Genomic DNA, 13,486 nt, shown 5'->3' on the forward strand with positions numbered 1-13,486 from the left:
TGCCTCCTTAAATTCGCTTGATCATACCTAAAACGCCATTATATAACTAAGGCTATAAGTTTTGCTCCAATTATTGTATTCTATGTGGGTTATACCATTTTTATATGAAGAGAATGTGAGATGTCTTTAAAAACCCTAACAATTGCAACTCGAGAAAGTCCGCTCGCACTATGGCAGGCTGAACATGTGAAAAGTAAAATCCTAGAATTTTTCCCAGAGATGGATGTTCAATTACTAGGCATGACCACCAAAGGGGATCAAATGCTATCCTCTCCGCTCAGTAAAATTGGCGGCAAAGGTCTATTTATCAAAGAATTGGAAGTTGCGTTATTAGATGGCAGAGCAGACATTGCTGTTCACTCCATGAAAGACGTACCAATGGCAAAAGAGTTGCCAGAGGACTTAATTGTCCCCGTGGTGATGAAGCGTGAAGATCCACGCGATGCTTTAGTGAGCAACCACAACTACACCATCAAAACATTGCCACAAAATGCTGTAATGGGTTCTTGCTCATTGCGCCGTCGTGTGCAATTGATGGCGCTTCGCCCTGATTTACAGCTCAAAGATTTACGCGGCAACGTCAATACCCGTTTAGCGAAATTAGATGCCGGCGAATTTGATGCCATCATTTTAGCCACCGCTGGCCTTAAACGTTTAGGGTTTGACCATCGCATCAGCGAAGAGATCTCTCAAGACATCTCATTGCCAGCAGTTGGCCAAGGCGCCATTGGCATTGAGTGCAATCGTCATAATGAAGCAGTGCGCAAAATCATCTCCTTATTAAATGATGATGACACCGCTGTGTGTGTTGCCGCAGAACGTGCGTTTAACTCAACCTTAAATGGCGGCTGCCAAGCACCGATTGCAGGCTATGCAGAGCTCACAGAAAAAGGGCTATGGATTCGTGGTTTAGTGGGTAACATTGACACCAATGAAATCATCTATGCTGAAATGGTGGGCGATCCTTTAGATGCGCAAAATTTAGGTCATCGCTTAGCCGAAGAGTTACTCAGCAAAGGCGCGGATGAATTTTTAAGGAGTATTTATGGCGAAAAAAAATAAAAAATCCGCACTGAAAAAAAATGCTGCGCCAATCATCTCAGCGCCTGAAGAAGTGATCACTACTCAGTCTGTTGATTTACAACAATTGGGCGTTGTGATTACGCGCCCTGCGGATCAATCTGAGTTTTTAGTGACGCAAATTACAGAGCATCATGGACATGCACTCAATGTGCCCTGCCTTGTGATTTTAGAGCCGCATGATACAAACGCTGCCATTGAAGGCTGCACACAATCGGCTAAGTCTGCTGATTATTGGGCATTCACCAGCCCAAATGCAGTAGATTATGCAGTGCGTTTTGGCTTGGATTTTTCATTAAACATCCCCTGTATTTCCATTGGTGCAGGCACCACTAAGCGTTTAGAAGCATTAACGAGTGCACCCATCATTCAAGGGGATGCGCCGTATACATCTGAAAAACTCTTAGAAAAACTCAGCACCTTCGATTTAGGCGGCAAAGCCATTAACATTTACAGCGGTGAAGGTGGTCGTCGTTTATTGGCCAATGCCACGACAGCAATGGGCGCGATCGCACAATATGTCGATGTATATCGCCGTGATCGCCCTGAGCATATTGATCTCACAACTGTGATGGATTATGCCAACAATCATCCTGTCACCATTTTAGTGTCAAGCCAAGAGGCATTTGGCGCTTATCATGACGCTGCGTTTTCAGTGGATGCCCACAGAACAGATCGCCCATTGATTGTGGCGAGCGAGCGCCTTGCCGATTATGTGCAAACGCTGGGTTACACCCACATCATCACAGCGTCTTCTGCTGTGAGTCAAGATATGTGGCAAGCCTTGGTTGAGGCTGCCCCACACTTGCTTTTATCCACCTTTGATTCAACCCCTGAGGATTCATCCATGACTGAACCGAATGATAAAGAGACCACACAATTGCCTGAGCCTGAGCTCAATGTGGCGAACACTGTCGATGCTGTCAAAGAAGAACAACCAGAAGTCACGCCTCAACCTACAGAAAAACCTGCACCCATCATGCACAATGCAGCGCCTCAATCATCAGGCGGTAAATCTTTATCGCTCTTAGCCCTCGCCCTTGGCGTTGTGGGCATTGGCGTCGGCGCCTTTGCATTCTTACAAGTTTCTGATGAGAGCACACGTACGCAAGAGCTTAACCGCACCATCGTGCAGCAAAAAACAGAGCTTGAAACTTTATCGAATGCTTTGACGAATCTGCAAAAAACTGTGGCCACTGAGCGCGGTCAATCCTCTAACTTCACGGATTTAAGTGATGCCCAAAAACAGCAACAGCAAAATCTATTGGCATTACAACAACGCGTCGGTACATTAGATTCCGCCATCAATAATCTACAAGCAGACAGCGGCACCGCAAGCAATCGCTACAATCAATTGAAAGATCACATCCAACAATTTGAATCTGTGGTGAGCAATCTTGATCAATCCATCACGCAAATTGGCAAAATGGCCAATGATGCGCAATCAGATGCGGTGAAAACGCAAAATCGCTTAACCTCTCAGCTTGTGGAAATCAATAGCAAAATCGCGGCGCTCAATACATTAGAAGAACATTTATCTGCCAAAACAGACATTGATCTTTTAAACTTGAGCCAAGCGCAATACTTATTGAATTTAGCCAACTTTAAATTAACATTTGAAGAAGACACCACAGCCGCTGTGAACATCCTTAAAGAGGCCAGTGAGCGCTTGATGGCAACGGCGAATGCCAAATTCAGCGAAACCAATAATCTCATTCAAAGTGAGATCGTTAAATTGCAAGAGATCCCCACCATCAATCGCGCTGAATATGCCACGCGCATTCAACATTTGATTGATGCAGTACCAGGTATTGACACCAAATCAGATGACATTTTAGGCGAACTCAAAAACAGCTTTAAAGCAGAAGTGGACAAAGATGCCGCCAATGATGATCCTAATGCTCGTCCTTGGTATTCAAAAGCTGTGGATAAAATCAAGCCTGTGTTCATTGTGACCCAAGAGCGCACCGCCGCACCAGAATTGATGTCCATCACGGATGAAGTTTTGTTAAAGCAAAACATGCAGATGCAATTGACCACGGCACGCTTAGCGTTATTGCAACATCAAGCGGTGACGTATCAAGAATCCTTAAAAGCCGCGCGCACATTACTCACGAATTACTTTAGCCCGAACGATGAAACCTATCATCAAGTATTAGCGGCGCTCAATGAGTTATTGAATGTGAATGTGGCAAATGACAATCTCAACATCGATCCGATTTTAAAATCTTTCGATGCCTCTATGTTGAACTATAGAGGAGAAGGATTATGATGCGTTTCCTTAAAGCATTGGGTTGGTTTTTAATCCCCTTTGCCCTTGCGATCTTCTTATTTCTCTTAGTGGAAAAAGATCCCGGCATGGTGATCATTACAGGTAAAAACCTCTTCACGCAAAAAGATTTCTCTTTGATGATGACCCTTTCAGGTTTCTTCTTCAGTGGCCTCATCTTTTTTGTGGTGGGCTATGTATTATTGCGCTTTTTATTCAGAGTGATCGGTTTACCAAGCTTCTTAAAGCGCAGTGCAGATTTACGCAGCGAAAAGAGTGCAAGCCGCAAAATGTCCCGCGCGGAATTGGCGATGCTTGAAAATAAGCCGGATTTAGCCGAAGCGCTCCATTTATCTGCCGCAAAAAGTAGCCCGAATCCAAGTTTTTGCTACATTGGCGCAGCACGCGCGGCGCACATGCAAGGCAAAACGGAGCAACGTGATCAATATTTACGTGCGGTTGAAACATTGAGTGACAATCACAACCGTTTACATGCTGGCATTATGATTGGTGAGCTGTTGAATGAATGGGATGAACCTCATAAAGCGCAAACTGTACTTGAACGCATTCGCAAAGAAAAAGGCGATCATCACCGTATTTTGGTGGCATTGGCAAAATCTTATGAGAAACAAGGTTTGTATGATCAGCTCTATCAAATCATGCCCGATCTACATAAATCTTTACCAAAAGATGAGCGCTTAGCCATCGAGCCTGAGTTGTATGTGGCGTTGATTGATCACATTGGCGCTGAACACAATGGCAATAAACTCAAAGCATTGTGGGAAGTGATTCCAAACAACATCAAAGTGACGCCAAGCGTTGTGGTCAATTATGCTGAAAAGCTTTTGTATGCTGGCAATGTGAGCGATGCTGAAGAGGCACTGCGCTACTCTTTGAAAAAAGAGTGGAATGATTTGGTCATCACCGCTTACGGTCATTTATATACCGGTGACTTTAAAACGTACATCAAGCACGCTAAGCAGTTTGCGCATCAGCATCCTGACAGCGCTTATGCTGCCCTTGCGGTGGCACGATTGTATTATCAAACCAAGCAACTTGAGGAAGCCTTGACTGCTCTGCAACAAGCATTGGCAATTGATGATCAAATCCCTGAAGTGCATCACTTATTGGCGGAAATTTTATTGGAGCAAGGTGAGTTTGAAAAATCAGCCTTAGCTTTCCGTGAAGCTGGTCGATTATCGTATGCAAAACCTTCAGCGGAATTGCTGCAAGTGGAGGGCGAATTGCTCTCATCGAAAGATGCACAGCTCCCTGAGAAGGTCGGGGTTGAAGTCACAGAAGCCGACGTGACTGAATCTAAATAACCATTGATTCATCCATGCAACCTTCTATGATTCATAGAAGGTTGTCTTTTTTTAGGAGATGCAATGACTCACGCGAGTCTCACTGAATTATTAAATGCCCAAGCACCCATCATCATGGGGATTGTCAATGCAACACCCAATTCATTTTCTGATGGTGGGGATTACTTTGCCTCAGAAGATGCCATTATGCGCGCCCATCAATTGGTCGATGAAGGCGCAACCATCATTGACATTGGGGCGGAATCCTCAAATCCCAAAGCTTTGCCCATCAGTAGTGATGAGGAGATTGCACGCTTAACGCCTGTGGTTTCAGCCCTTGTGGGTAAACTCCCTGCACTGATTTCCATTGATACTTATCACCCAGAAACCATGGCGGCGATGGTGGATTTAGGCGTGGACATCATCAATGACATCAATGGCTTTCGGGATGAAGCTGCAATTGCCGCCGTTGCGCATTCAAATGTGGATTTGGTGGTGATGCATTTAGATCAGCCCATTGCTGCGATGCACACCGAAACTGAACATGCAGACATTACGCAAAGCATCATCGACTTTTGTCATGAGCGCGCCGCGACTTTAACTAGCCATGGCATTGAACAAAGCCGCCTCATTTTTGATCCGGGCTTTGGCTTTGGCAAAACCACGGCAGAACAAATAGAGCTTTTACAACAACTCGAGCGCTTAACTGCCCTGCCTTATCCGATGCTCATTGGCTTATCGCGTAAACGCCTCATTGGTCACTTAACGGGTGTCAGTGATGCGAAAGCACGCACCATTGGCAATGTCAGCGCTGCCCTTTGGTGTTTGACGAAAGGCGCAAAGATTTTACGCGTCCATGATGTCAAAGCCACACAAGAAGCCTTCACCCTTTGGCAACAACTCTCTAACTGATTGATAAAAAATGATAGATTTTAACCAAATTACCTTACGCGTGGGCACAAAAGTGCTGATCGAAGATTTCTCCATGCAGATCCACAATAAAATGCATGTGGGTTTAGTCGGCAAAAATGGTACCGGCAAAACTTCCCTCTTCAACCTGATTTTAGGGCACTATGAAGCCGATAAAGGCAATGTGCACATTCAGCCCCATTTGCAAATGGCGCATGTGGAGCAAGAGATTCGCAACATTGATCAAACGGCGTTTGATTATGTGCTCTCAGGCGATGCAGAACTCATTGAGTTGCGCAAATCTGAACAAAAAGCATTAGATGCCAATGATGGGATCGCCATCAGCCACATCCATCAAGAGCTTGAACGCATCGATGGTTACCGTGCAGACAGCCGCGCGGCGGCGTTGATGATGGGGCTTGGCTTTAATCCTGAGGATCTCCATCAACCGATTGCCCATTTCTCGGGCGGTTGGCGCATGCGTTTGAATATCGCCAAAGCGTTGATGTGCCGCTCGGATATTTTGCTCCTCGATGAACCGACGAACCACTTAGACTTTGAAACTGTGGTTTGGCTAGAAAACTGGCTCAAAGGTTATCAAGGCATTTTGATCATCATCTCCCATGATAAAGAGTTTTTAGATCACACATGCAACTACATTTTGCACCTTGAGCAGCAAAAGGCAAATCTCTACAAAGGTAACTATGCAGATTTCCAACGCATGCGCGCGGAAAAATTGATCCTTCAGCAAACCATGTATGAGAAAAATGAGAAGACCAAAGCCCATTTAGAGAACTTCATTCGCCGCTTTGGCGCAAAAGCCACCAAGGCAAAACAGGCGCAAAGCCGCGTCAAAGCCTTGGCAAAATTGGCAGACATTGCACCAGTTGTCGCCACCAATGAATTCACCTTTTCATTTTTAAAGCCGGATCGTTTACCGGATCCACTGCTAACCATGGACAATGTTGCCATCGGTTATGAGGTGGGCCAACCCATTTTAAACAATGTGAACCTCACATTAACGCCCGATACACGCCTTGGTTTACTCGGTAAAAATGGTGAAGGTAAATCCACCTTGATTAAAGCGATTGCCGGTCAATTGAGCATTGAAAATGGCGACTATACAGCTTCTGAGTTTTTAAACATCGGTTACTTTGCCCAGCATCAATTAGAATATTTGACGGTGACAGAATCGCCAATGTGGCACATTCAAATGCTTGATCCTTTAATCAGCACGCAAGACATTCGTAATTTCCTTGGGCAATTTGATTTCCATGGCGACAAAGCCTTAGAAAGCATCGAGCGCTTCTCTGGCGGTGAAAAGGCGCGTTTAGCTTTAGCGATGATTGTTTATCAAAAGCCCAATTTATTGCTGCTCGATGAACCGACAAACCACCTTGATTTAGAGATGCGCGAAGCCATTGCCATGGCGCTGCAAGCCTTTGAAGGCGGCGTTGTGATCGTTTCCCATGATGCCTCACTTTTAGAGATGTGTTGTGATCAATTCGCCGTCGTGCGCAATCACACTGTCACCCTTTATGAGGGCGATTTAGAGAGCTATCGCACACAAGTGGTCACTGAGCGCAGTAATGATGAAAAAAGCGCTGCGGGGACATCTACAGCATCCACTGAAGCGAAATTAGATTTCAATGAGCGCAAAAACCTCAATGCTCGCCTAAAGAAATTAGAGCGCGACATTCCAAAGCTCGAAGCTGAAATGGCAAAAATCGAGGCAAAAATTGCCAAACTCGATGACATTTTAGGCGACAGTGATACATACTTAAACAAAAGCCACGATGAAATCCAAACCTTAAATGCGCAAAAAGATCAATGTTCCGCTGATTTAGCCGCCGCAGAAGAGGCTTGGCTCATGGCTGGGGATGAGATTGAAACCATCACCGCTCAACTCAATGCATAGGAGATCACATGTTCAATCAAGCTTTCATTGCCCGTTTATTGCGCTTAGTGGGCGCAGCCTTAGTATTAAGCGCAGGCTACTTTGTCTATTTAGACAAAGAACTCATTTATACAGAAGCAAGCATTGTGCGTTATGAAGGCGATCATCCTTGGGTGCGCTTTGCAGCCTCGCCCACAGAACAGATCACCTACCAGCTCACAGAATCCATGAATGCCAACATGCACCCTATTAACAGCACACTTTTGGTTCGCTATCCCAGTGGTGATTATGGTAAATTAGAGTATGTTTCCCCCGTTAAACAGTGGGCGTTTTACATTGTCTTGCCCATTGGTTTGATTCTGTTTTTCATCGGTGCATATTTAACGCTTAAAGTGCGCCGTGCCCAATTTAAACAACTGAATAAAAAATAAGGAACCACAATGAACGAAACTCAAAACGATCAAGCGATCATTGTCTCAGAAGAGAAAATCCTCAACGAATTGGCACCGAATCAAGCAGAGATCACTGCCATCAGCGAAACCATTAACATTAATGATCCCACGCAATTTTTAGCCTATGGTTCAAAGCCAATGGCAGAGATCGCGCGTTTTTCTGACACGTTATTAAATCGCGTTAAAACAAAAGATGCCGGCGAAGTGGGCAATCAACTCTCTAACTTGGTGCTTAAAATCCGTGAATATGACCCTTTTACAAAAGAAGAACAAGCCACAGGTTTTTTAGCGAATATTCCTGTGATTGGCGGGCTCTTTCGTAAGGCTGAAAAAGTTAAAATTGATCACACCAATTTAACAGAACAAGTGGATGCCATTGCGAGCCACTTAGACAATTCAATGGTGCAATTGCTGCGTGACAATGAGCAGCTTGAATTGCTCTATGCTAAAAATTTGGATTATTACCGCGATTTAGATCTGTTCATTAAAGCAGGTCAGCATCATTTAGAAAATGTGCGCACCCATGAACTCCCTGCCCTTGAAGCGACGGCAAATGAGTCAAAAGATCTATTAGATGCCCAAAAAGTGAAAGATTTGATGGAAAACATCAATCGCTTTGAGCGCCGCTTGCATGATTTAAATCTCTCTAAAACCATTGCCATGCAAACTGCGCCGCAAATCCGCATCATTCAAAACAACAATCAGCAGTTGGCGGAAAAAATTCAAGGCAGCATTTTCTCCACATTGCCCGTTTGGAAGAGTCAAATTGTCTTATCGCTCTCCCTTCAAGAGCAAGAGAAAGCCGCTCAATTGCAAAAAGATGTGGCGGACACCACCAACGATTTATTGCGTAAAAATGCCGAAATGCTTCAGCAAAATAGCATTGCCACCGCAACAGAAGTGGAGCGTTCGATTGTGGACATTGAAACCATCAGAGATGTACAAAATCGCTTAGTCAATACCATTGAAGAGACCATGAAGATCGCCACAGAAGCGCGTGAAAAACGTAAAGCGGTGGAGATTGAATTGTCCCAAATGGAAGACAATTTACGCGAACGCATCACTTCTGTGGTGGATAAATATCAATAATTACTCGGAGGGATGATGAGTTATCAAGAGTCAGATCTACCATTTCAGCGCAAAACCCACATCATTGAAATGACATCTGTGGATACGCAAGATGGACCCATTTTGCGCCAAGAAGAGATTGATTTCAGTGAAGCCTTGGTCAAAGGTGCCAAAACCACTGTCAAGCGCATGCTGTTTCACAGCAAAGCATTCTTAGGTGGCATCACAGCACAAGTGCTGAAACTTTTCATCCCAAGCAGCATTGATCCCTTTTATGGCGCCACTTTTTTGTGTAGCTATTTAGGGATCCTCAGCCTTTTTCCCCTGCGTAAAAATCACACTGCCACTTTGCTTGGGCTCATTGTGGCTTTAGCAACGGTTTTAGGTGGATTGTGGCCGGTGGCATTATTATTTGGCGGACTCACCACCACAATCATCGATCTATTTGATAAAGAGACGCGCAATACAGGCTTTTGGTTCACCATTCCGCTCTCATTGTTAGCACTGGCCTTTGCGAGCATTCATATGCCTGAATCAATCTTCAGCGCGATGCCCATTTGGATTTATGGCATCATTGCCATTGCTGTTGGTCTTGGGGTACTTAAACCAAAAGCATTAAAGCATTTGGCCAATCTTGCGCTGATGAACGAGGATGAAAAACGCAGCTATTTAGAAAGCATTGAGCTGCAAGCGGCTGCAAAAATCGCCAAAGCCAATGCTGAAAAAGAAGAGCCTTCCTATGCCATTTTTGCCCGCCACATTGAGATGCTTCGCCTCATTGAAGAGCACACAACGCAGTTGCCGAATGATTTATCCATCGTGGTGGAATCAATTGGCACAGAATCTGTGGACATTTTAAAAATCATGCAGCGCGATCCGCGCGATGTGATCGCTGGCGGACAATTTTTAAACCGCTATTTACCACTGATTCATCAATCCCTTGTGCGCTACAGCACCATTAAATCCCTGCATGATGCACAAAGCATCGAGATGGACATTGATGCAAAAACATTGCAGTCCCTTCGTGGCATTCAGCAAGCCTTTGTGCAGATTAAAAAGCAGCTTGCGGACAATGATGTTGATGATCTCAAAGTGGATCTAAATGTGATGGATAAACTCATCCGCGCCCAAGGCTTTGAGATCAAAGAGTGATCATTTTTTGGCAAAATCGAGCGGTTGGAGCACTTCTAGCCGCTTAATGCCATGGACGTTGAGCACAATGCGCACAAGTTCCGTGGCATGATTTTCCTGCCCTTCTTGATCCCCTTGAATCCGAATGCGCCGAATCATATACACATGATAACTTTTCTCCCCAAGCACTGGCGTTTCATCCTCTTCTAAAAATGGGAGCTCTTCAAATGCCACATCAATGTAACGCAAAAAGTCCGTCACATTAAAGCGCGTAATATCTGCAATCGGAAAACGCGTCTTTTCAAATAAATCAGGCTGATTGATGAGGTGCACTGTTTTTTTGTAATACAACACATCCTCTTCGCGCTCGTTGTTGAGCAAAATCTCCTCATACGTTTTCTGATGCATGATGCGCACATCATCTGGCAATGCAGAATGAGAAATGAACCGAAACGACTCACGACAAATCCCGATGGGCTTTTTAATCCCTTGTTTATAAATGAGTAATTTGCGATCCGGTAGCCAGCGCTGAAAGATCTTTTGCAGCTTCTTTTTACCAATGTCCTTAAAACGATCGCGGAAAATGTACGCCACCACCATAATGAGCAGCACTTTAAAACTCAACGTATCATAGCGGCCGCTGCGCCAATTGAACATGATGGCAAAGGTAAAAAGCATCGAGACTGCCGCAATCATCGCATAAATGGTGTGCCAAATGAACGGCGCGCCTTTGCGATGACTAATATCCAAAAATAGATAGCGATTGATGTAACGGCGCAGCGTGCTCCAGCGATACAAAACCTTCTCATTGCTTTCGCCGGGCGTTGCGATGCTTTCAGGATAATTCTCTTCCCGATACAAAATCTCCTCGCGCCACACATCGCTGATTGCACGACGCAGCGGCATGTTGCGCTCTGTGATGAGTTTACGCAAATAATAGGTCGTCACCCAGGAGATGTATTCATCACAATATTCAAAGGCTTTTGAGACAATTTTTTCTTCAATCGCCGCGCATAAAGGTTTTAATGCACGATACGCTGCAATGCTCGCCTCAATGTCCATGAGCAATTGTTGTGTACTCTCCTCACTCTTTTGATTTGGCCCTTGTAACAAGCCTTTGACAGAAAGGCGAAGGCTGCGCTTATAAGTCAATGCAATGCGTTTTAACGCATTTTCATAATCGGATAAATCCACGTTTTCTGTTTGCCATGCTTCTAAATCCGCTTTTAACGCTTCAACAATGCCCTCAACCTTATAGAAACTTTTCAATTTATGAGTGGCAGGACTTAAGCGCACATAATTTTTAAAGGAGCGACGAAACTCTTCTGCAGAATACGATTGTGGATTGATTTGCAATGCTGCAGGCAAAAAGAAATAGGTCTCCACATGATATTTAATGTCTTTGGTTTTAGCGTGGTCAAAAGAGACCCGCTGTTTAATTTCAAATTGTTTATGTCCATGAATCTTTAAAGATTCTTTAATCATCTACGATTTCCTTATCTAGGTGTTCAACATCATCATTGGCAAAGGGATAGGTTTGGCTCTCAAGTGTCAATAACATGATGTCAAATAGGCTTTTCACAAGGCGGCGACAATAACTTAAATCATTCATCACAGACCCCGTATTAAAGGCATTGACCTTTTGATCGCGCCCTGCAATGAAAATCTCATGACGAAACACACGTTCAAACTGTTTGCCCTTGTCTAATTGTGCGTGGATCTCATCGAGTAAATGTGCTCGTCTGACAGGATCACACAGATCCTCATCAAAGGTTTTACGCATCTCATACATCGCTTTGAGATTGGTGAGCAAATAGAGTTTCAGATCTTGATAAAAATCTTGCATGATGCCCTCTTTTGCAGTGAGATAGCGATTGAAGTTCTTTTGCAAATGGCGGCTGGATTTGACAGAATCCACCATCGATAACACCACCATTTGGCAATTGAGAAGGTACGATTGGTAATACTCCATCTCTTTAGCATCCGTAAAATGAATGCGGCTCATGTAAATGAGAATGTTGCCATACAATCCCTTAACATAATGATTATACAGTAAATTGGCATCCACAGAGGCGCGATCATGGCTATTGGCAAAGGCATCCTCATTAACCTCGCCATCTGTCACATCTTCTAAGGAAATATTGAGGGATAAACAGACCACTTCTGCGCTCACTTCCCCAAGGTGACGAATCTCTTGGAACACTGCACCCATCGCGGCTGCAGGCACGGACAATGAAGCTTCTAAAAGATATTTTGATTGCACTGGCGGATTGCCCTCTTCAATGGCTTCAATCGATTCTGCGGTTTCCACCACCAAAGGCACTTTTTCAGCATCTGGAATCAAACGCTTTAAACCATCTAACAAACGCATTTGTATGCCCCAAAAGATCGCAACGCCCAACACATTAAAAAAGGTGTGGAAAAATGCCAATTGCATCATGTCATTGAGATCCAAAATTTTCCCCATGGCATGCGTCAAGTGGCTAATCGGACTCAACAGCACTAAAACCACCGCAGCAATCACAAAATGGAAAATCAAATGCGCCAATGCTAAGCGCTTACCATCACGACTGCCGCCTAGAAAACCAATGATAGAAGTTGAAACTGTGCTGCCAAGGAGTGCACCAATCGTTAGGATGAATGCGTCGTTCAACGTGATTTGTGATAAATCGAGCGCCGTTAAAATCAACATAATCGTAGCATGGCTTGATTGCAATACCATTGTGGCTAAAAAGCCCACCGTCAATAAAATCAAAAAGCGCCAAAAACCTGTGATGTCAAAAGTGGTGAAATCAAACTGCGTGGTCACATCCGAAAACCCTGTTTTCATATGCGTGATGGCTAAAAAGATAAAAGCAATGCCGATCACCACGCGCCCAAGCGCTTTACTTTTATCACCATTAAAAGATGCCAACACCCCAAGCACAATCAAAGGATACGTCAACACCGACAAACTGACGCTTTGCCCTGCCAACGCCAACAACCAAACGCCGCTGCTTGAGCCAATGTATGCCCCAAGCATGATGGTAAAACCACCTGCAAGCGTAATGAGGGATGCATTAATAAAAGCAATGATCAGCAGCGACACCACCGTGGTAGACTGTAAAACGATGGTGGAACCTGCACCAAAGAGCAGCCCTTTCCAACGCTTCGCGGTGCTTTTTGCCAGTAGCTTTTCTAATTTACCACCGGCTAATTGCTGTAAACCATCGGTCATGCATTGCATGCCAAATAGGAAAAATGCTAACCCTGAGCACAATTCTACCCAACTCGGATGACTCTGAAAGGAGTAGATCAAGACAGCAGCAATGATCAAAAAGATCACATGACGAATTTGATTTTTATCCATAGTTTTAATTGGCATTATAATAGTGAG

General features: G+C 44.4%; 10 protein-coding genes. 8 read left to right on the forward strand and 2 right to left on the reverse strand.

Features of this window, described 5'->3' with window-relative positions; all coding sequences use genetic code 11:
* The first annotated feature begins 120 nt into the window (after positions 1-120).
* The 8 genes from hemC (at position 121) to B143_RS0103290 (ending at position 10,131) form a co-directional block, all read left to right on the forward strand.
* Positions 121-1,062, forward strand: coding sequence for a hydroxymethylbilane synthase (gene hemC / locus B143_RS0103255; RefSeq protein WP_018122184.1), 942 nt, complete (start codon positions 121-123; stop codon positions 1,060-1,062).
* On the forward strand, positions 1,046-3,352 hold the full coding sequence (locus tag B143_RS0103260) for a uroporphyrinogen-III C-methyltransferase (protein WP_018122185.1): 2,307 nt from the start codon (positions 1,046-1,048) through the stop codon (positions 3,350-3,352). Before hemC ends, B143_RS0103260 begins: the two co-directional genes overlap by 17 nt.
* Positions 3,349-4,674 (forward strand): heme biosynthesis HemY N-terminal domain-containing protein, encoded by a 1,326-nt coding sequence (locus B143_RS0103265; RefSeq protein WP_018122186.1) that lies wholly within the window; start codon positions 3,349-3,351, stop codon positions 4,672-4,674. The genes B143_RS0103260 and B143_RS0103265 overlap by 4 nt, the downstream gene beginning before the upstream one ends.
* Before the next feature lie 63 nt (positions 4,675-4,737).
* Positions 4,738-5,565 carry a dihydropteroate synthase gene (gene folP / locus B143_RS0103270; protein WP_018122187.1) on the forward strand — a complete coding sequence of 276 codons (828 nt, stop codon included), beginning with the start codon at positions 4,738-4,740 and terminating at the stop codon, positions 5,563-5,565.
* A 10-nt stretch (positions 5,566-5,575) separates the two neighbouring features.
* On the forward strand, positions 5,576-7,480 hold the full coding sequence (locus B143_RS0103275) for an ABC-F family ATP-binding cassette domain-containing protein (RefSeq protein WP_018122188.1): 1,905 nt from the start codon (positions 5,576-5,578) through the stop codon (positions 7,478-7,480).
* Between the two features lie 8 nt (positions 7,481-7,488).
* Complete coding sequence (locus B143_RS0103280) at positions 7,489-7,890, forward strand: hypothetical protein (protein WP_018122189.1); 402 nt, start codon at positions 7,489-7,491, stop codon at positions 7,888-7,890.
* A gap of 9 nt (positions 7,891-7,899) precedes the next feature.
* Complete coding sequence (locus B143_RS0103285) at positions 7,900-9,000, forward strand: toxic anion resistance protein (RefSeq protein ID WP_018122190.1); 1,101 nt, start codon at positions 7,900-7,902, stop codon at positions 8,998-9,000.
* A gap of 15 nt (positions 9,001-9,015) precedes the next feature.
* Positions 9,016-10,131: a 5-bromo-4-chloroindolyl phosphate hydrolysis family protein gene (locus tag B143_RS0103290; protein ID WP_018122191.1), complete on the forward strand. Its 1,116-nt coding sequence runs from the start codon at positions 9,016-9,018 to the stop codon at positions 10,129-10,131.
* On the opposite strand, the gene B143_RS0103295 is transcribed toward B143_RS0103290, so the two are convergent.
* Positions 10,132-11,595: a hypothetical protein gene (locus tag B143_RS0103295; RefSeq protein WP_018122192.1), complete on the reverse strand. Its 1,464-nt coding sequence runs from the start codon at positions 11,593-11,595 to the stop codon at positions 10,132-10,134. It lies immediately after the preceding gene.
* The gene (locus B143_RS0103300; RefSeq protein WP_026165687.1) at positions 11,588-13,474 is read right to left on the reverse strand and encodes a Na/Pi cotransporter family protein; all 1,887 of its coding nucleotides are present in this window, start codon (positions 13,472-13,474) and stop codon (positions 11,588-11,590) included. The genes B143_RS0103295 and B143_RS0103300 overlap by 8 nt, the downstream gene beginning before the upstream one ends.
* Between the last annotated feature and the right edge of the window lie 12 nt (positions 13,475-13,486).

This window comes from Wohlfahrtiimonas chitiniclastica DSM 18708 (assembly GCF_000375345.1).
Classification (GTDB): Bacteria; Pseudomonadota; Gammaproteobacteria; order Cardiobacteriales; family Wohlfahrtiimonadaceae; genus Wohlfahrtiimonas; species Wohlfahrtiimonas chitiniclastica.

Coding starts and splice junctions, on each gene's coding strand:
- B143_RS0103260 (WP_018122185.1), top strand. CDS start 1,046: ATGGCGAAAAAAAATAAAAAATCCGCACTGAAAAAAAATGCTGCGCCA.
- B143_RS0103275 (WP_018122188.1), top strand. CDS start 5,576: ATGATAGATTTTAACCAAATTACCTTACGCGTGGGCACAAAAGTGCTG.
- B143_RS0103300 (WP_026165687.1), bottom strand. CDS start 13,474: ATGCCAATTAAAACTATGGATAAAAATCAAATTCGTCATGTGATCTTT.
- B143_RS0103285 (WP_018122190.1), top strand. CDS start 7,900: ATGAACGAAACTCAAAACGATCAAGCGATCATTGTCTCAGAAGAGAAA.
- hemC (WP_018122184.1), top strand. CDS start 121: ATGTCTTTAAAAACCCTAACAATTGCAACTCGAGAAAGTCCGCTCGCA.
- B143_RS0103280 (WP_018122189.1), top strand. CDS start 7,489: ATGTTCAATCAAGCTTTCATTGCCCGTTTATTGCGCTTAGTGGGCGCA.
- folP (WP_018122187.1), top strand. CDS start 4,738: ATGACTCACGCGAGTCTCACTGAATTATTAAATGCCCAAGCACCCATC.
- B143_RS0103295 (WP_018122192.1), bottom strand. CDS start 11,595: ATGATTAAAGAATCTTTAAAGATTCATGGACATAAACAATTTGAAATT.
- B143_RS0103290 (WP_018122191.1), top strand. CDS start 9,016: ATGAGTTATCAAGAGTCAGATCTACCATTTCAGCGCAAAACCCACATC.
- B143_RS0103265 (WP_018122186.1), top strand. CDS start 3,349: ATGATGCGTTTCCTTAAAGCATTGGGTTGGTTTTTAATCCCCTTTGCC.